General features: G+C 63.3%; 16 protein-coding genes. 14 read left to right on the plus strand and 2 right to left on the minus strand.

Going from position 1 to position 17,855, the window contains the following annotated elements; translation table 11 throughout:
• Positions 1 to 4: 4 nt before the first annotated feature.
• The 4 genes from C0V76_RS02145 to C0V76_RS02160 all read left to right on the plus strand — a co-directional run bounded on the left by C0V76_RS02145 (position 5) and on the right by C0V76_RS02160 (position 6,522).
• On the plus strand, positions 5 to 496 hold the full coding sequence (locus C0V76_RS02145; RefSeq protein ID WP_101941023.1) for a plastocyanin/azurin family copper-binding protein: 492 nt from the start codon (positions 5 to 7) through the stop codon (positions 494 to 496).
• Positions 493 to 1,758: a TolC family protein gene (locus C0V76_RS02150; protein WP_158239110.1), complete on the plus strand. Its 1,266-nt coding sequence runs from the start codon at positions 493 to 495 to the stop codon at positions 1,756 to 1,758. The genes C0V76_RS02145 and C0V76_RS02150 overlap by 4 nt, the downstream gene beginning before the upstream one ends.
• Positions 1,755 to 3,242 (plus strand): efflux RND transporter periplasmic adaptor subunit, encoded by a 1,488-nt coding sequence (locus C0V76_RS02155; protein WP_101940700.1) that lies wholly within the window; start codon positions 1,755 to 1,757, stop codon positions 3,240 to 3,242. The genes C0V76_RS02150 and C0V76_RS02155 overlap by 4 nt, the downstream gene beginning before the upstream one ends.
• A 124-nt stretch (positions 3,243 to 3,366) precedes the next feature.
• A complete protein-coding gene (locus C0V76_RS02160; RefSeq protein WP_101940701.1) occupies positions 3,367 to 6,522 on the plus strand; it encodes an efflux RND transporter permease subunit in 3,156 nt (1,051 codons plus the stop codon).
• 171 nt (positions 6,523 to 6,693) lie between these two features.
• Here C0V76_RS02160 and C0V76_RS02165 read toward each other — a convergent pair whose 3' ends face one another.
• Positions 6,694 to 7,518: a hypothetical protein gene (locus C0V76_RS02165; RefSeq protein ID WP_101940702.1), complete on the minus strand. Its 825-nt coding sequence runs from the start codon at positions 7,516 to 7,518 to the stop codon at positions 6,694 to 6,696.
• A 37-nt stretch (positions 7,519 to 7,555) separates the two neighbouring features.
• A complete protein-coding gene (locus C0V76_RS02170; protein ID WP_101940703.1) occupies positions 7,556 to 8,242 on the minus strand; it encodes an NUDIX domain-containing protein in 687 nt (228 codons plus the stop codon).
• Positions 8,243 to 8,396: 154 nt separating this feature from the next.
• Here C0V76_RS02170 and C0V76_RS02175 point away from each other — a divergent pair, with 154 nt between their 5' ends.
• From C0V76_RS02175 to C0V76_RS02220, 10 genes are all read left to right on the plus strand, one after another.
• The gene (locus tag C0V76_RS02175; protein WP_101941024.1) at positions 8,397 to 9,263 is read left to right on the plus strand and encodes a cysteine hydrolase; all 867 of its coding nucleotides are present in this window, start codon (positions 8,397 to 8,399) and stop codon (positions 9,261 to 9,263) included.
• Positions 9,264 to 9,297: 34 nt separating this feature from the next.
• The gene (pncB, locus tag C0V76_RS02180; RefSeq protein WP_101941025.1) at positions 9,298 to 10,503 is read left to right on the plus strand and encodes a nicotinate phosphoribosyltransferase; all 1,206 of its coding nucleotides are present in this window, start codon (positions 9,298 to 9,300) and stop codon (positions 10,501 to 10,503) included.
• A gap of 12 nt (positions 10,504 to 10,515) precedes the next feature.
• Positions 10,516 to 11,019, plus strand: coding sequence for an NADAR family protein (locus C0V76_RS02185; protein WP_101940704.1), 504 nt, complete (start codon positions 10,516 to 10,518; stop codon positions 11,017 to 11,019).
• Positions 11,016 to 12,728 carry an NAD+ synthase gene (locus C0V76_RS02190; RefSeq protein WP_101940705.1) on the plus strand — a complete coding sequence of 571 codons (1,713 nt, stop codon included), beginning with the start codon at positions 11,016 to 11,018 and terminating at the stop codon, positions 12,726 to 12,728. The genes C0V76_RS02185 and C0V76_RS02190 overlap by 4 nt, the downstream gene beginning before the upstream one ends.
• A 10-nt stretch (positions 12,729 to 12,738) precedes the next feature.
• Positions 12,739 to 13,788, plus strand: coding sequence for a bifunctional nicotinamide-nucleotide adenylyltransferase/Nudix hydroxylase (locus C0V76_RS02195; RefSeq protein WP_101940706.1), 1,050 nt, complete (start codon positions 12,739 to 12,741; stop codon positions 13,786 to 13,788).
• Positions 13,785 to 14,768, plus strand: coding sequence for a radical SAM protein (locus C0V76_RS02200; RefSeq protein WP_101940707.1), 984 nt, complete (start codon positions 13,785 to 13,787; stop codon positions 14,766 to 14,768). Before C0V76_RS02195 ends, C0V76_RS02200 begins: the two co-directional genes overlap by 4 nt.
• Before the next feature lie 5 nt (positions 14,769 to 14,773).
• A complete protein-coding gene (locus tag C0V76_RS02205) occupies positions 14,774 to 15,265 on the plus strand; it encodes a hypothetical protein (RefSeq protein ID WP_101940708.1) in 492 nt (163 codons plus the stop codon).
• Between the two features lie 34 nt (positions 15,266 to 15,299).
• Complete coding sequence (locus tag C0V76_RS02210) at positions 15,300 to 15,815, plus strand: cyclin-dependent kinase inhibitor 3 family protein (RefSeq protein ID WP_158239111.1); 516 nt, start codon at positions 15,300 to 15,302, stop codon at positions 15,813 to 15,815.
• A gap of 69 nt (positions 15,816 to 15,884) precedes the next feature.
• Complete coding sequence (locus tag C0V76_RS02215; protein ID WP_101940710.1) at positions 15,885 to 16,904, plus strand: SPFH domain-containing protein; 1,020 nt, start codon at positions 15,885 to 15,887, stop codon at positions 16,902 to 16,904.
• 2 nt (positions 16,905 to 16,906) lie between these two features.
• Complete coding sequence (locus C0V76_RS02220) at positions 16,907 to 17,842, plus strand: sugar kinase (RefSeq protein ID WP_101940711.1); 936 nt, start codon at positions 16,907 to 16,909, stop codon at positions 17,840 to 17,842.
• The last annotated feature ends 13 nt before the right edge of the window (positions 17,843 to 17,855 follow it).

The following is a 17,855-nucleotide window of genomic DNA, read 5'->3' on the forward strand; positions in this document are numbered from 1 at the left end:
CGCCATGATCCGCAGACCATTCCAGATGGTCTGGCTGAGTGCCGCCCTTGCCGGGGTGGCACCGCCAGTACTCGCCCATACCCATACCCCGGCGCAGGCAGCGACTCAGCCCGCCGAGCAGACTGCCTGGGGCATCGCCGGCAGCACCGATGCCTCCGTGCGCAGCATTGAAATCCGCATGACCGATGACATGCGTTTCACCCCTGCCAGCATTCGCGTGAAGCAGGGCGAAACGATCCGCTTCGTCATCAGCAACGCCGGCCGCAAGCTGCACGAAATGGTGATCGGCACACCCGGCGCAATTGCCGAGCACGCTGCATTGATGAAGAAATTCCCGAAGATGGAGCATGCCGACGCCTGGATGGCACATGTGCTGCCGCGTCAGCGCGGCGAGCTGCTATGGCATTTCAATCGCCCTGGCAGCTTCGAGTTTGCCTGTCTGGTCGGCAATCACTACGCACAAGGCATGCGCGGCATGGTCGAGGTGACGCCATGAAAAGAGTCCTGCCCTGGCTGGCCTTGCTGCTGGCCGCTCCGCTGCTGGCGGCCGAGCCACTCAGCCTGGAGGAGGCGCGCCGGATCGCCGAGACGCGGGCGCCGCAGATCGAAGCCCTGCGTGCACAGGAGATGGCGGCGCGCGAGATGGCCGTGGCGGCTGGTCAGTTGCCGGATCCGGTGCTCAAGCTGGGCCTCAGCAACGTGCCCACCGATGGCGAGATGGCCTGGAGCCTGACTCAGGAGAGCATGACCATGCGCCAGATCGGTGTGATGCAGGAGTTCACGCGTGGCGACAAGCGCCAGGCGCGCGCTGACAAGGCCCTGCGGGAGGCTGAACTGGCGCATGTGAGCCAGCGCCAGAGCCTGGCTGACACACGTCGCGACACTACTCTGGCCTGGCTCGATCTTGCTTATCAGGGCAGCATGCAGGCCTTGCTGGAGAGCCAGATCGCCGAACTGCATCTGCAGCAGCAGGCGGCTGACGCGGCCTTTCGCGCCGGCCGTGGCGAGCAGGCCGATGTGTTTGCCAACCAGCTGGCGATTGCCCGCAGCCAGGATCAGTTGGCTCAGATGAAGCGCGACATCCTCATGGCCCGCTCACGACTGGCGCGCTGGATCGGCGAGGACGCGGAGCGCCCGCTGGCGCCGCCACCTGAGCTGAAGAGCCAGCTGCAAGTGCATCCGGCACTGGCCGAGTCTGCCGAGCAACATCCCTTGCTGGCGAGCCAGCAGGCCCTGGTCGCTCTGGCGGAAGCGGATGCCCGCATGGCGCGTGAAAATCGCACCCCGGATATCGCCGTCGAGTTGATGTATGGCCAGCGCGGCCCGGGCTTTTCCAACCTCGTCTCTGTGAACCTGTCCATGCCGCTGCCCTGGGATCGAGCCAGCCGGCAGGATCGCGAGCATGGGGCGCGCCTGGCTCAGCTCGATCAGGCGCGTGCCCAGCAGGCCGACATGCAACGCGCCTACCGCGCCGAGCTGCGCGGCAATCTGGCCGTGCTCGATAACGCGCGCGAACGCCTGCAACGCTACGACCAGCAACTGCTGCCGTTGGCCCAGCAGCAGGTCGAAGCGGCGCTCGCTGCCTACCGTGCCGGCAGCGGTTCGCTGACCCGCGTGCTCGAAGCCCGCCGCATGGCGCTCGACACCCGCATGGAGCACCAGCGCGTGGCGCTGGAAGCCGCCCGCGCCTGGGCCCAGCTTAATTTCCTGAATCCGCAGGAGGCGTCTGTCTCCGCCGCGCATGGAGTACAACCATGAACAATCACCGTCAGAAACTCATCGTCCTTGCCGTCCTGCTCGCCTTGGGCGCGGTCGGCTACGGCGCTTACCAACTCGGCAGTCGCCACGCCGCACCGGCTGTAGCAGAAAGCCACGACGCGAAGATTGACCCGGGTACGGGCCGCCGCGTGCTGTACTGGCACGACCCGATGGTGCCCGGCCAGAAGTTCGACAAGCCGGGCAAGTCGCCCTTCATGGACATGCAGCTGGTGCCGGTTTTCGCTGATGAGGCGGCCGATGCCGGCGGCATCAGCGTGAGCCCACGCCAGACCCAGAACCTCGGCCTGCGCACGGTTGAAGTCGCACAGGGCAGCCTCAGTCCGCAGATCGAAGTGAGCGGCAGCGTAGCCTGGAACGAGCGCGGCCTCACGGTTGTACAGGCACGCAATACCGGCTTCGTCGAAAAGCTCTTCGTACGTGCCACCCTGGATCGCGTGGCCAAGGGTCAGCCACTGGCCGAGCTGTATGTGCCGGACTGGGTTGCCGCGCAGGAAGAGTTCCTCGCCGTGAAGAAGATGCAGGGCGAAGGCATGGCCGCACTGCTTGATGCTGCACGCCAGCGCATGCGTCAGGCCGGCATGAGCGAGGCTCTGATTGCACAGGTCGAGAAATCCGGCGCGGTGCAGGCGCGCATCACGATCACGGCGCCCGCTGCGGGCAGCGTCATCGAACTCGCCGCGCGCGAAGGCATGACGGTGATGGCCGGTGCCACGCTGTTCCGCATCAACGCGCTGGACAGCGTGTGGGTGAATGCCGAAATCCCCGAAAGCCAGGCCGCTTTGCTGCAAGTTGGCATGCCTGTAGAGGCAAGCCTGGCGGGCTTCTCCGGGCAGATGTTCAAAGGCACAGTGCAGGCCATCCTGCCCGAGGTGGAAGCCAGCACGCGCACGCTGAAGGCGCGCATCGAGCTCGCCAACCCCGGCGGGCGTCTGTCGCCGGGCATGTTTGTACGGATTGCGCTGGGCAGCACGGCGAAGTCGGGACTGGTGATCCCGAGCGAAGCCTTGATCCGCACCGGCACCCGCAGCGTGGTGATGCTCGCCGAGGGTGAGGGCAAGTATCGCCCGGTGGACGTGCAGACCGGGCAGGAAGCCAACGGCCAGATCGAGATCAGCAGTGGCCTCGCCGCAGGGCAAAAGGTCGTCGTCTCTGGCCAGTTCCTGCTCGATTCGGAGGCCAGCGTGCGTGCGGTCGGTACTCGCGTCACCGAGCCGGTAGCGCTGAGCGCCAAGGAGTATCAGGTCGAAGCGGTATTCGAATCTGTCGTCGATGACATGATCATGCTCTCGCACCCGGCTATTCCCGAGCTGAAGTGGGGCGCGATGACCATGGGCTTCAAGCTGCCCAAGGACGGCCTGCCCAAGGATCTGAAGCCCGGCCAGAAAGTGCACATCGCCTTCACCACGCCCGCCAGCGGCGAGCCGCAGCTCACCCATGTGATGGTGATCGGGGGTGGGAAATGAACGCGCACCTCCATTTTCGTAGCCCGGATGCAGGCCAAAGGCCGGAATTCGGGACAAGTGGCGCCATACAGGCCAGCCCCGGATTCCGCTGCGCTGCATCCGGGCTACGCGTGAGGGCTGAGTCATGATCGCCAAACTCATCCGCTGGTCGATCAGCAACCGCTTCCTCGTCCTGCTCGCCACCGTGATGCTCACCGCATGGGGCCTCTACGCTGCGCTGCGCACCCCGCTGGATGCGCTGCCGGATCTGTCCGACGTGCAGGTGATCATCCGCACCAGCTACCCGGGGCAGGCGCCGCAGATCGTCGAGAACCAGGTCACCTATCCGCTCACCACCACCATGCTCTCGGTGCCGGGCGCAAAGACGGTGCGCGGCTTTTCTTTCTTCGGCGACTCCTTTGTCTACGTGCTGTTCGAGGATGGCACCGACCTGTACTGGGCGCGTTCGCGCGTGCTGGAGTATCTGAATCAGGTGCAGTCGCGCCTGCCGCCGTCCGCCAAGACCGCGCTGGGCCCGGACGCCACTGGCGTGGGCTGGATCTACAGCTATGCGCTGGTCGACAAGAGCGGCAAGCACGATCTGGCGCAGCTGCGCAGCCTGCAGGACTGGTTCCTCAAGTACGAGCTGAAGACCGTGCCGAACGTGGCAGAGGTGGCCTCGGTGGGCGGCATGGTCAAGCAGTATCAGATCGTATTGAATCCCGACCGGCTGCGCGCCTACGGGCTGAGCCACCAGATGGTGATCGACGCCATCGGCCGCGCCAATCAGGAAACCGGCGGCTCGGTGCTGGAGCTGGGTGAGGCCGAATACATGGTGCGCGCCTCCGGCTATCTGCAGACCCTCGACGACTTCCGCAAGATCCCGCTGCTGGCCGAGGCCTCCGGCGTGTCGGTGCGCCTCGGCGACGTGGCCACTGTGCAGATCGGCCCCGAGATGCGGCGCGGCATCGCCGAGCTCGATGGCGAGGGCGAAGTCGCGGGTGGCGTGGTGGTGTTGCGCTCCGGCAAGAATGCGCTGGAAGCCATCCACGCGGTGAAGGCCAAGCTGGAGTCCCTCAAATCCAGCCTGCCCGAGGGCGTGGAGATCGTGCCGACCTATGATCGCGGCGACCTGATCGAGCGCGCGGTGGACAACCTGAGCCACAAACTGCTGGAGGAGTTCATCGTCGTCGCGCTGGTGTGCTTCATCTTCCTGTTCCACCTGCGCTCCTCGCTGGTGGCGATCATCTCGCTGCCGTTGGGAATCCTGATGGCTTTCATCGTGATGCGCTGGCAGGGGGTTAATGCAAACATCATGTCACTGGGTGGCATTGCGATTGCCATCGGGGCCATGGTGGATGCAGCAGTCGTGATGATCGAGAATGCCCACAAGCATCTGGAAAAATGGAAGCATGCGCATCCCGGCGCGGAGCCGCGCGGCGAGGCGCACTGGCAGATCATCGCGGAAGCCGCCGCCGAAGTCGGCCCGGCGCTGTTCTTCTCGCTGCTGATCATCACCCTCTCCTTCATTCCGGTGTTCACGCTGGAGGCGCAGGAAGGACGGCTGTTCTCGCCGCTGGCCTTTACCAAGACCTATGCCATGGGCTCTGCCGCCCTGCTGGCGGTAACGCTGATCCCGGTGCTGATGGGTTACCTGATTCGCGGCAAGATTCCGGACGAGCACAGCAACCCGCTCAACCGCCTCCTGATCGCGCTCTACCGCCCGCTGCTCGATGGCGTGCTGGCCTGGCCCAAAGCCACGCTGGCCGGGGCACTCGTGCTGCTGGCGCTCAGCCTGTGGCCGCTACAGCACATCGGCGGCGAGTTCATGCCGCCGATGGATGAAGGCGATCTGCTCTACATGCCGACCGCCTTGCCGATGCTCTCCGCCGGCAAGGCCAGCGAATTGCTGCAGCAGACCGACCGATTGATCCGCACCGTGCCTGAAGTCGCGCGTGTCTTCGGCAAAGCGGGCCGTGCCGAAACGGCGACCGATCCCGCGCCGATCGAGATGTTCGAGACCACCATTCAGTTCAAACCGAAGAGCGAATGGCGGCCGGGCATGACGACCGAGAAGCTGATCGAGGAGCTGGATCGCATCGTCAAGGTGCCGGGCCTCGCCAACATCTGGGTACCGCCAATCCGCAACCGCATCGACATGCTCGCCACCGGCATCAAGAGCCCGGTGGGCATCAAGGTCGGCGGAGCCTCGCTGGCCGAGATCGAACGCCTCACCACGCAGATCGAACGCGTGGTGAAGGAGGTGCCCGGTGTCAGCTCGGCGCTGGCCGAGCGCCTCACCGGCGGGCGCTACATCGACGTGAATATTGATCGCGACGCCGCTGCACGCTTCGGCATGAACATCGCCGATGTGCAGAGCGTGGTCAGCGCGGCGATTGGCGGCGAGAACGTCGGCGAGACCATCGAGGGACTCGCCCGCTACCCGATCAATGTGCGCTATCCGCGCGAGCTGCGCGACTCGGTGCAGAAGCTGCGCGAGCTGCCCATCGTTGGCCCGCGCGCCCAGCGCCTGTCGCTCGGTGATGTGGCACAGATCCGCATCAGCGACGGCCCGCCCATGTTGAAAAGCGAGAACGCGCGCCTGTCCGGCTGGGTCTATGTGGACATCCGCGGTCGCGATCTGGCGCGCACGGTGCATGACATGCAGCAGGCCGTGAGCGCGCAGGTGAAAATGCCGGCGGGCTACTCCCTGGCCTGGTCCGGCCAGTTCGAGTACATGGAGCGCGCCGCCGCGAAGATGAAGATCGTCGTGCCCTTCACCCTGATGATCATCTTCCTGCTGCTCTACCTCACCTTCCGCCGCGTCGACGAAGCCCTGCTGATCATGGCCACTCTGCCCTTCGCGCTGGTCGGCGGCATCTGGCTGCTGTGGCTCTTGGGCTACAACCTCTCGGTGGCCGGCGCGGTCGGCTTCATCGCGCTGGCCGGCGTGTCGGCCGAATTCGGCGTGATCATGCTGCTGTACTTGAAGCATGCGTGGGAGGAACGTCTGGAAAAAGGCCTGTCAGATCGCGAAGCCCTGCTCGACGCAATCCGCGAAGGTGCGGTGCTGCGCGTGCGCCCCAAGGCCATGACCGTGGCGGTGATCCTTGCCGGCCTCTTGCCCATCATGTGGGGCGGCGGCACCGGTTCGGAAGTGATGCAGCGTATTGCGGCACCGATGGTCGGCGGCATGATCACCGCGCCGCTGCTGTCGATGTTTCTGGTGCCGGCGGCGTATCTGCTGATGCGCAGAAGAAAACCTGGCGTGGACGAGACGCATGCGTCGTCCGACTCCTGACACAGCCTCGCACCCGTCGGTTTGAAGGAACCCGATCGGCGCGCGATAGCGTTTAGTTAGGCGTTTGGCGTTACGTTTTAGTCGTCTCTGCGAAAGCGGGAATCCAGCGTCGTTCGACGGCGCTGGATTCCCGCTCAGAGCGGCGCTTCAGGCTGGTGGCTTTGTGCCCGTCTATTGTGCTGCCCAGCAGCCCCTGGCGTCGGACACAGGCGTGACCCGCTGTACCGTGCCGCCGTCATCGAGCACGACTTCCACTTCGTAGGCAATCACGCTGGGATCGGCGGCCACTTGCTCGCGGAGCCCTGCGGGTACGCGCTTTTCCTCCGCTTCGTAGGAGGCGCTGCAATCCGGCGGCTGCGAGGCACTCAGGCCGGTGGCCTGGCGAATGGTCTGCCAGCAAGCTTCTGGAGCGGCACGCAGCGAGCAGCTGGCCAGGTGGATACGCTCGTAGCGCAGCTTCAACAGGCTGCTATGCCAGGGCCTGTCCTCCGGTCGTTGCGGGGGGCTCAGCAGCTCGATGCGGTGCAGCCCGCTGCTCAGGTCCGCAAATATTTTCCGGCCCTCCTGGGTGAAGACGGCAAAGCCTTGCCCATCATTGCGGCCATCGTCACTGGTGAAGAACACGAAGGGGGCTTTCACGCCCTCGAAATAGCCAGCCCAGTCAGTGCTATCGACGACCCGCTCCCCGCGCGCTTTCTGGCGCGTGCAAGGCGGGGCTTTCTTGTCGGGCGGGACTGGAATGATGGCCAGACGCGCCGCGCCTTTCTCGCCCAGATCGACCTGCTTGATCATCAGGCCGGGGTAATGGAAGCACGCCACTTCCGGCTTCGTGTGTGGATTCAGCGGGTCGGGAGGCAGGCGCAGGTGTTGTTCCTGGATGGGCTGGTCAAACAGCGGCTGGGCGTCCTGCGCATGAGCGCTGGTAAATCCAAGGCAGCTCGTCAGGAGTGCAGAAAGGCTGCGGATGACGCGGGTCTGGGTGCGTGCTTCGGGCATGAGATATCCGGGAGTGAAAACCCGGCAGACGCAGGACTTAGCCTGCGGCAGCCGTCAGGGAGCGGGGCGAAACGGACAGACATTGCTGGAACTCGTGCTTGAGGCGATAGAGCTGGGCCGGCCGGTTGGCGCGGCCGGTTTCCATGGCGCCCTCTACCGCTTCCAGCATGTCCAGCTCTTCCATCTTGCGGCGGAAACTGACCTTGTTGATCGGCTCACCGAGCACTGCTTCATAGACGGCCTGCAGGCGTGGCAGGGTGAATTGCTCGCCACACAGATAGACCGGCAGCGAGGAGTAGCTGCTCTTGTTGCGCACCCGCTGCACTGCAGCCTGCACGATGTCTTTGTGGTCGAAGGGCAGGCCCTTGAGCTGCTCGACGGCTTGCAGCACCAGGCCCGGCGCCGGCTCCTGTTCGATCAGTTCGGCCGGAAGCAGGGCGTAGTAGGCGATCGAGATGGACCAGCCACGCGGATCGCGACTGGTGCCGGAAAAAGTGCCGAGCTGCTCCAGGTAAGGGCTGGCAATGCCAGTTTTCTCGCGCAGCATGCGGCTTGCGGCGTCCAGCGTATCCACGTCTTCCTCGGGGTGGATATAGCCGCCGGGGAGCGCCGGACTGCCTTCGAAGGGCGCGCGCTCGCGCCGCCACAGCGCTACGTTCAAGACCGCCCCGCGCAGGCACAACAGTACGACGTCGACAGTGCAGATGATGGCCTTCTGAGGCATCAGGAATCCCTGCTTAGTTGCAAAAAGACACGAACAGTCTAGCGACTATCCATGATTTTTACGACTCCGATAGAGTGTTAGTTGCAAAACGCATCTAAGTTGTTTAGAGTGGATCCATACCCGCCGGAAAACGCGGGTGATCCAGGAGAAATTCATGGCTCAGCGCAATCTTCATCTGCTCATCATCGACCCGCAGAACGATTTCTGTGATCTGCCCGCCGACTATTGCCCGCTCGATCCGCTCGGCGGCCGTTTTGCACCGAGCCTGCCGGTGCCCGGCGCACACGCTGACATGCAGGCCCTTGCTGCCTTGGTCGATGCCGGCCGCGCGGGGCTAGAAGCCATCACGGTCACGCTCGATTCGCACCAGCACCTCGACATCGCTCACCCGACCTTCTGGCAGGATGCCGATGGCCAGGGCGTCGCACCCTTCACCCAGATTACGGCCGCCGAGCTGCGTGCAGGCCGCTACCTGCCGCGCGCGCCGCAGTGGCAGGCGCGCGCGCAAAGCTATCTCGATGCACTGGAGGCCGCGGGGCGTTATACCCACATGATCTGGCCGGTGCATTGCGAGATCGGCAGCTGGGGTCACAACATTCACCATGCTCTGCGCCTGGCGCTCAATCGCTGGGAAGAGGCCCGGACGGCCATCGTCGCCAAAGTCAGCAAGGGCGAAAACCCGCTGACCGAACACTACAGCGCGATGCAGGCCGAGGTGCCGGATCCGGCGGATGCCGCCACCCAGCTCAATCAGGCGCTGCTGGCCCGGCTGCGCGGTGCAGAGCGCGTCTTCATCGCTGGCGAGGCGGGCAGTCACTGCGTCAGGGCCACTACCGAGCATATCGTGGCGCACTGGCCGGCCGCCGAGCTGGGCAAGCTGGTGCTGATCGAGGATTGCATCAGCCCGGTAAGCGGTTTCGAGACCGCGTATGCGGAATTCCTCGCCGCGATGCGCGAGCGCGGCGTGCAGTTGATGAACGCCAGCGAAGTGCGTGCAGAACTGCTGGACAATGCGCGTTGAAATGACAGGCAAGACCCTCGGCGGAGCCACACACATGCAAGCCAATCAGACACCAGTCGTACGCAGCCTGCTGGAGAACGACCTCTACAAATTCACGATGTGGCAGGCCTTGCTGCACAGCAACCCGGGCGCTCAGGCGGAGTACCGGTTTGTCTGCCGCAACCGGCCGGCCTTTCCGCTCGCCGAGCTGAAGGATGACGTGGAGCGCGAGCTCGATCACCTGTGCAGCCTGTACTTCACCCAGGATGAGCTGGATTACCTCGCCAGTCTGCGCTTCATCAAGAGCGATTTCGTCGATTTCCTTTCCCTGTTCCGTTTCCAGCGCCGCTTCATCGAAGTGCGCGCGGTGGGCGAAACGCTGGAGATCGTGGCACGCGGCCCCCTGGTGCACGTGATGGGCTTCGAGATCTTCGTGCTCTATATCGTGAACGAGTTGTACTTCCGCCGGCTGCCGCATGAAGGGGTGATGACCGTGGCCCGCGAACGTCTGCAGGCCAAGATCGGCGTGTTGCAGGCCGGTTTGCAGAGCATTCCGGCGAACACGGCCTCTCCCTTCGTGCTCTTCGACTTCGGCCTGCGCCGCCGCTACTCGGGTGCCTGGCAGGAGGAGGTGGTGCAGCGCTTTGCCGAGGTGGCGCCCCAGCACTTCCGGGGCACCTCCAACGTCTACCTGGCGAAGAAGTTTGGCCTGACCCCGATCGGCACCATGGCCCATGAATATCTGCAGGCCTACCAGTCCTTCGGCTTCCGTCTGCGGGACTTCCAGAAGGCCGCTCTGGAGGGCTGGGTGCAGGAGTTCCGGGGGGATCTCGGCGTGGCACTGACCGATGTCGTTGGCATGGATGCCTTCCTGCGCGATTTCGATCTGTATTTCGCCAAGCTCTTCGATGGTTTGCGCCACGATTCCGGCGATCCCGTCGTGTGGGGTGAGAAGGCCATCGCCCACTACCACAAGCTGCGCATCGATCCGGCCAGCAAGCGTCTGGTGTTTTCCGACGGTCTCAACATTCCACGCGCGCTGGAGCTATATCAGCACTTCCACGGCCGCATCCAGACCAGTTTCGGCATCGGTACCGATCTCTCCAACGATACGCCGCACAAGGCGCTCAACATCGTCATGAAGATCACCGCCTGCAATGGCCAGCCGGTGGCCAAGCTCTCCGATGCACCGGGCAAGACGCTGTGCGAGGACGAAACCTTCCTCGCCTACCTGCGTCAGGTTTTCGATCATTCGCTCTGAGGCCGTAGCCCGATGCGCCTTACTCCGCAGATGCTGCTGTTCTGGCGAGCCAACGAGATTTACTCGAACTGGTATCCCAGCGTGTTCGAGATCGATGGGCAGCGCTTCAATTGCGGCGAGCAATGGATGATGTTTGCCAAGGCCCGCCTGTTCGGCGATGCAGAGATGGCTGCGGCGATCCTGGCCGAAGTCCATCCGCGGCGGCAGAAGCTGCTGGGTCGCAAGATCCGCGGTTTCGACAGCGTGCGCTGGTCTGATGAGTGCGAGGCCCTGGTGGCCATCGGGCTGCTCGAGAAATTCCGTCAGAACCCGGTGCTCGGCGAAGCCTTGCTCGCTACCGGCGAGCGCCTGCTCGTCGAAGCCAGCCCGGACGATCCGATTTGGGGCATCGGGCTGGAAGAGGAAGACCCGCGCGCGCTCGATCCCACCCAGTGGCAGGGTGAGAACCGCCTCGGCAAGGTGCTGATGCAGGTGCGCACCCGTTTGCAACAATTTTCAGGCAGATCCCGTTCATGACATCCGGCTTCAAACTCACCCTCGCACAGATCAACCCGACCGTTGGGGACATTACCGGCAACTGCGCCCTGATGCAGGCTGCGGCCACCCGGGCCCAGGCCGCAGGCGCCAGCCTGGTGGTCTTCCCTGAACTCTCGCTGACCGGTTACTACCCCGGTGACCTGCTCGACGAGCCGGACTTCCTCGCCCGCATCGAGCAAGGCTTGGCGGACCTGCTGAGCGCTACCCGCAGCACACCGGGTCTGCATTGGGTGGTGGGGGCGCCGCAGCGTCGCGAGGGGCCGGGCAAGGCACTGCAGAACTGCCTGCTGGTGCTGGCCGATGGCGCGGTGCGCCTGCGGTATGCCAAACAGCTCCTGCCGACTTACAACATCTTCGATGAACGCCGCCACTTTGAACCGGGACCGGACCTGGCCCGCGTGTTGCGCGTGGGCGGTCAGCAGGTCGGCTTCCTGATCTGTGAGGATGGCTGGAACGATGAAGGGCGCGACTATGCAGTGAACCCCTTTGAGCGCCTTGCCGATGCCGCGCCGGATCTGGTCGTGTCGATCAATGCTTCACCCTCCAGCATCGGCAAGCATGCCCTGCGCCGCAAGTTGTTCGCGGCGGCGAGCGCTCGTCATCAGCTGCCGCTGGTGTACGTGAATCAGGTCGGCGGGCATGACCAGATCATCTACGATGGATCGTCCTTTGCCGTGGAGCCGCAGGCCGGGGTGGTCTTCGAGGCGGAGCGCTTCAGCGAGGCGATCCGGACCCTGATTTTCAACGATGGCCATTTCTGCGAGGCCAGTGGCGCCTGCCTGCCACCCAGCAGCGATGAAGGCCTGCCGGCGATGGAGTTCTATCGTCGCCAGATCGTGCTGGGCCTGCGCGACTACGCCCGCCGCTGCGGTTTCACGCGAGCGGTGGTTGGCTCTTCCGGCGGGATCGACAGCGCCCTGACCCTGGCGCTGGCGGCCGAGGCGCTGGGCGCGGAGAACGTCGTCGGCATCACCATGCCCTCGAAGTTCTCCAGTGCCGGTAGCGTCGACGACTCGGTGACCCTGTGCCGCAATCTCGGTGTGCGCCTGATCGAGCATCCGATCCGCGATCTCGTGGCAACTTACGGCGCGGGTTTCTCCGCAGCCTTCTCGGCGCCACTGCAGGGCCTCCCGCTGGAGAACCTGCAGGCGCGCGTGCGCGGCACCATCCTGATGGAATATTCCAACGCCTTCGGTCACCTCCTGCTCACTACTGGCAACAAGAGCGAGATCTCGGTGGGTTACTGCACGCTGTATGGCGACACCAACGGTGGCCTCGGGCTGATTGGCGATCTCTACAAGACCGAAGTCTTCGATTTGTGCCGCCATCTCAACGCCGCCGCCGGCCGCGAGCTGATTCCATTTGCGATCATCGACAAGGAACCCTCCGCCGAGCTCGCACCGGACCAGCGCGATACCGACAGCCTGCCGCCTTATCCGGTGCTGGACGCGATCCTCAAGCAGCTCATCGAGGGCGAACGCCTTGGCGAGGATGAGCGCGCTGCGGTAGCCGCTGCTTTCGCCCGGCAGCAGGCCAGCGAGGAGGGGAGGGCGCTGATTTCACGCATCAAGCGCATGATCGCCCGCAACGAATACAAGCGCCGTCAGGCTCCGCCGATCCTGCGCCTGCGCGGGCGCGCTTTCGGTAGCGGGCGGCAGATGCCGATTGCGGCGAAATACGATTTCTGAGGAGAAACAGATGAGTCAATTCGATGCCGCCGTCCTGATCGGCCGTTTTCAGCCCTTTCACAACGGCCATGCCGCCTTGCTCGCCCAGGCGCTGGAAACCGCGCCGCGCGTGATCGTCCTGCTCGGCTCGGCTTTCTCCGCCCGCAACGCCAAGAATCCCTTCAGCTGGGAAGAGCGTGCCGCAATGATTGGCTGCACCTTGAGCGAGGCGCAGCATGCCCGCGTCAGCTTCCTGCCGATGCGTGATTACTACGACGATACGCGCTGGGCATCGGCTGCCGCGGCATTGGTCGAGCAGGCGCTTGGGCGCAAGGCCCGCGTGGCCCTGATTGGTTACCTGAAAGATGCCTCCAGCCAGTACCTGAACCGCTTTCCGGACTGGGAATTCATCGGCATGCCACGGCAGGGCGAGATCGATGCTACCGCCCTGCGCCGCATCTGGTTTGAAGGCGAAGACCCGGAGGTGACCCGCGCCCTGCTCGCGCCGCTGCTGCCCGCCGCCGCGCTGCACTACATGCGCGGCTGGGCGGCCTTGCCGATGTTCGCCCATCTGCGCGACGAGCACTTCGCTGTCGAGGAGAGCCGCAGGGTCTGGGGCAACGGGCCTTTCATCACCGTCGACGCGGTGGTCAAGGCGTCGGAACAGATCCTGCTGGTCAAGCGCGGCCGGGCACCGGGCAAAGGCACCTGGGCGCTGCCCGGAGGTTTTCTGGACGGGCGTGAGCGTGTGCTGCAGGGCGCGATCCGCGAACTGCGCGAGGAAACCGGTTTTGGCCTGCTCGATGCCACGCTGGAAGAGGCGCTGGCGGGGACGGCTGTGTTCGATCATCCGGATCGCAGCACCCGCGCCCGCACCATCACCCATGCCCACTTCTTCGACCTGAAGCACACCCGCCCGCCCGAAGTGGAAGGTGCCGATGATGCGGCCGAGGCGAAGTGGTTCCCGGTCGCCCAACTCGCCGGCATGGAAGGCGAGTTCTTTGAGGATCACTTCAACATCCTTGATCACTTCCTCGCCTTGTCACACCAGGACATCCAGGCACCGACTGAGGGGGCATGATGAATCAGGCGCGTCGTGTGATTGTCTGGAGAGTGACGCAGGATTGCAATCTGGATTGCCAGTTCTGTTCATACAGTCAGTCGCTCGAGCGAATTCGTCAGAATGCGGATCCGGCCAAGGTCCTCCGTCTTGGCCGGATATTGAACGAGTATTCAAGGCAGACAGGGCGGGAAGTGCTGGTCAGCTGGATCGGCGGCGAGCCTTTGCTGTGGCCCTCGTTATTGGACGTCTCCAGTCGGTTCGTGCATGACTTCGGGCTCAGCGTCAGCGCGACAACCAACGGCGTGCCCCTGCGCTCTGAAAAAGTCATCGAGCGCATTGTCGATGACTTTGCGGAGATCGTGATCAGCATTGATGGGTTCGGGGGCGAGAACGACCGTGTGCGCCAGAAACCGGGCTTGTTTGAGGAACTGAAGCGGAATGTCTCGGCTTTGTGCGAGCTGAAAGAAAAGCGGGGATCGGCGCTAATCGTGAAAGTGAACACGATCCTGATGCGCAATAACATTGATGAGTTCGGCACGTTTTGCGAGCTGATGCGGGACTGGGGCGTGAATGAGCTGACCTTCAATCAGCTGGGAGGCTATGACCGACCGGAGTTTTTCCCGGACAACAGGCTTCTCGTGACGCAGGTTGCCCGTTTTATAGATGCCCTTCCTGGCTGGAAAAACGATTTTTCAGAAGCAGGTCTGCGCATTCATGGCAACGATGCGTATCTCAAACGGTTCCAGTATTCCTGTCGCGACGAGAAAATTCCGGTCGAAGATTGTGCGCCGGGAGCCTGGTTCTGGTTTGTGAATGAAAACGGGTTGATCAGCCCCTGCAGTTACACCAGCTATGAATATGCCATCGATGTAGATGCGATCAGCTCTCCGGAAGAGCTCGATGCCGTGGAGCAAAGCTTCCGGCAGATGAGGCGTGACAAAAGGTCGCGCTTTTGTGCTGACTGCCACTGCACACAGCTGTTCGACAAATTCGCTTGAGTCTCATGTTCGACATTCCGCGAACTTCAGCAGCGGAGTGTACTGAATTCCGTATAGGGGTGGTCGGGTTCAGTCGCCCGGAATTCGACCAGACGCATGCCACGCAGCTACTGCTGTTTGCTGTGCAAACGTGCCTTGATCGCTTCCACACGCCACTCGATCAAGTGGTGATGGTCAGCGGCCTGACCAATGTTGGAATGCCGCGCATTGCTTATCTTTACGCAACGGAGCACGGGATCGGGACGGTGGGCATTGCGGCTGAGCGTGCTTTGTTGCATCCGTCAGGCTTGTGGCCGGTTGATCTTCAGATAATCGAAGGCCTTGATTTTGGTGACGAGTCCCGATGCTTTACCAGCTACATCGATTGCCTGATTCGTATTGGGGGTGGCACACAAAGCCGTCGTGAAGTTGAGATGTTTTGCGACAGATGCCGGGGGGAGCGGTGGTCGTTGGCAGAGCGTCTGATAGAACATGACTTGCCGATTGCGTTGCCGTAACAATGGCTCTTGTCGCTTTCCACAATTGCTCACCATGAATGAAACCGTGAAAATCTTGACCAGCCAGAACGCTCCTCTGCGAATTGACAGCCATATATTGCCGGACACTGGCGGCCAGATCGGCATGACGATCTGCCCCGGCAAGAAGCGACCCGGCTCGATCTCTGGGGACTGGGATCGTGACCTCGGCCTCGACCTTCAGGTCGTTAAGGACTGGGGCGCCGAAATAGTGCTGACCTTGCTGGAGGACTTCGAGTTTACGCAGGTCGGCGTGGAGGAACTCGGGTCGCAAGTCGAGAAGCTGGGCATGCACTGGCTACATCTGCCTATCCCCGATAAACATTCGCCGACCGCCAGTTTTGCGCCGCAATGGCAAATTGCCGGGCCGCTGTTGCACGCCTGCCTGCTGCGGGGTGGGAAAATCCTCATCCATTGCATGGGCGGTATCGGACGGACCGGCACGATCGCTGCGCAGATCCTGATGGAACGTGGCATGGGCGTCGCCGAGGCGATGACCGCGATCAGGGCCGTGCGGCGGGGGGCCATCTAAACAGCAGTACAGGAGCATTACCTGAAAAACCTGCAGGTTTGACTCTGCGACCAAAGGAGGAACACACATATGTTCGGTATCCGCTTCATCAAGGTCGGCCCGACCGACTTCCTGTTGCAGTACAAAAGCGGCAAGGTCGTACGCGAGGGCGTGGGCTTGTCCTTCTTCTATTACGGGCCCACCAGCTCGCTGGTGCGCGTGCCGGTGGGCAGTGTCGATGTGCCCTTCATCTTCGAAGAGGCCACGGCAGATTTTCAGTCGGTCACTGTGCAGGGCCAGCTTTCCTATCGCGTCACAGACCCGCGCAAGCTGGCCCAGTTGATGAATTTCACCCTGGCGGCGAATGGTCGTGATTACGCCTCGGAGGATCCGCAGAAGCTACCGCAGCGCCTCATCAACCACGCCCAGGTGCTGACCAGTTCGTCCTTGCGCGTGATGTCCCTGCGTGAGGCGCTGGGCGGGGCAGACCGCCTGGTGGGCAGCGTGCGGGTCGGCATGCAGGCTGCCGATGTGATTACCTCGCTGGGCATCGAGGTGCTTGGGCTCTCCATCCTGGCCATCAAGCCAACGCCGGAGACCTCGCGGGCGCTCGAAGCCGAGGCGCGTGAGGCGATCCTGCGCCAGGCCGACGAGGCAGTGTTTGCGCGGCGCAATGCTGCCGTGGAGCAGGAGCGCTCGATCAAGGAGAACGAGCTGAATACCGAGATTGCGGTGGAGAACAAGAAGCGCCAGATCAAGGAAGCGCAGATGGACGCGGAGAAATCCGTGCAGCAGAAAAAGCGCGAGCTGCGCGAAGCGGAGATGGCCACCAAGATCGCGCTGGAAGAGCAGAACAAGGATCTGCTGGCACTCTCCACGGCCAACACCCGCGAGGAAGCCGATGCCAAGGCCTATGGCATTTCGGCCATGATGCGTGCGCTCTCCGAAACCGATCCGAAGGTCTTGCAGGCACTCACCAGTGCCCGCCTCGATGCGGCGCAACTGGTTGCCCTGTCGTTCAAGGAGCTGGCCGAGAACGCCGGCAAGATCGGTGAGCTCAATATCTCCTCCGAGTTGTTGCAGGGCCTGCTTGAGCGCGAGCGCAACTGAGCATGGAGCGCAGCAGCGAGAACAAGATCGTGCTGGTGACGCGGCGCACCCGGCTTGAAGAGCTGATCCAGCGCTTCAATACCGAGGGGCAGGCGCGCTTCTACGTCGAACATCTCGGTGCGGACTTTTCCGACTATCAGCTGGAGCATCGTCATTACCGTGAAGCGGTGACGGCAACCAGTCAGGCCCTGGCCCGCCACGGACGCCTGCAGGTGCTGGACCGAGCCTTCGTGCCGAACTTCGTGTTTGGCCCGCACGATACGGTTGTCGCGCTGGGGCAGGACGGGTTGGTGGCCAATGTGCTGAAGTATCTCGAGGGTCAGCCGCTGATTGGTGTGAATCCGGATCCGGCGCGTTGGGAAGGTGTGCTTCTGCCTTTCGTTGTGCGTGATCTGGATCGCCTCTTGCCCGAGGTATTCGCTGCCCGGCGCCCGCTGCATGAGGTGAGCATGGCGCAGGCCAGCCTCAATACCGGAGAGACCCTGTGTGCGGTGAATGACCTGTTCATCGGGCCACGCACGCACACTTCGGCACGCTACGAAATCAGCTGCGGCGGGGTGACCGAGCGCCAGTCCTCCAGCGGCATCATCGTGTCGACCGGGATGGGCGGCAGTGGCTGGTTGCGCAGCGTGCTGGCCGGTGCCAGCGGCATCGCCACTGCGCTTGGTGGGGATGCGAATGCTGGCGTACTCGAAGACTTTCGCTGGGAGTCGGACTATCTGTACTTTTCGGTGCGCGAGCCCTGGCCCAGCAAGACTTCGGCCAGCAGCATCAGCTTCGGACAAGTCTCACGCGAGGCGCCGCTAATTCTGGTTTCGCAGATGGCGGAGAACGGCGTCATTTTCAGTGACGGCATCGAGAGCGACTACCTGCAGTTCAATGCCGGCACCCGCGCCACCATCAGCCTGGCCGAGCGGCGCGGGATCCTGGTTGGTTGAACAATAGGGACGC

This window comes from Uliginosibacterium sp. TH139, from assembly GCF_002855595.1.
GTDB lineage: Bacteria > Pseudomonadota > Gammaproteobacteria > Burkholderiales > Rhodocyclaceae > Uliginosibacterium > Uliginosibacterium aquaticum.

Coding starts and splice junctions, on each gene's coding strand:
- C0V76_RS02145 (WP_101941023.1), top strand. CDS start 5: ATGATCCGCAGACCATTCCAGATGGTCTGGCTGAGTGCCGCCCTTGCC.
- C0V76_RS02150 (WP_158239110.1), top strand. CDS start 493: ATGAAAAGAGTCCTGCCCTGGCTGGCCTTGCTGCTGGCCGCTCCGCTG.
- C0V76_RS02155 (WP_101940700.1), top strand. CDS start 1,755: ATGAACAATCACCGTCAGAAACTCATCGTCCTTGCCGTCCTGCTCGCC.
- C0V76_RS02160 (WP_101940701.1), top strand. CDS start 3,367: ATGATCGCCAAACTCATCCGCTGGTCGATCAGCAACCGCTTCCTCGTC.
- C0V76_RS02165 (WP_101940702.1), bottom strand. CDS start 7,518: ATGCCCGAAGCACGCACCCAGACCCGCGTCATCCGCAGCCTTTCTGCA.
- C0V76_RS02170 (WP_101940703.1), bottom strand. CDS start 8,242: ATGCCTCAGAAGGCCATCATCTGCACTGTCGACGTCGTACTGTTGTGC.
- C0V76_RS02175 (WP_101941024.1), top strand. CDS start 8,397: ATGGCTCAGCGCAATCTTCATCTGCTCATCATCGACCCGCAGAACGAT.
- pncB (WP_101941025.1), top strand. CDS start 9,298: ATGCAAGCCAATCAGACACCAGTCGTACGCAGCCTGCTGGAGAACGAC.
- C0V76_RS02185 (WP_101940704.1), top strand. CDS start 10,516: ATGCGCCTTACTCCGCAGATGCTGCTGTTCTGGCGAGCCAACGAGATT.
- C0V76_RS02190 (WP_101940705.1), top strand. CDS start 11,016: ATGACATCCGGCTTCAAACTCACCCTCGCACAGATCAACCCGACCGTT.
- C0V76_RS02195 (WP_101940706.1), top strand. CDS start 12,739: ATGAGTCAATTCGATGCCGCCGTCCTGATCGGCCGTTTTCAGCCCTTT.
- C0V76_RS02200 (WP_101940707.1), top strand. CDS start 13,785: ATGATGAATCAGGCGCGTCGTGTGATTGTCTGGAGAGTGACGCAGGAT.
- C0V76_RS02205 (WP_101940708.1), top strand. CDS start 14,774: ATGTTCGACATTCCGCGAACTTCAGCAGCGGAGTGTACTGAATTCCGT.
- C0V76_RS02210 (WP_158239111.1), top strand. CDS start 15,300: ATGAATGAAACCGTGAAAATCTTGACCAGCCAGAACGCTCCTCTGCGA.
- C0V76_RS02215 (WP_101940710.1), top strand. CDS start 15,885: ATGTTCGGTATCCGCTTCATCAAGGTCGGCCCGACCGACTTCCTGTTG.
- C0V76_RS02220 (WP_101940711.1), top strand. CDS start 16,907: ATGGAGCGCAGCAGCGAGAACAAGATCGTGCTGGTGACGCGGCGCACC.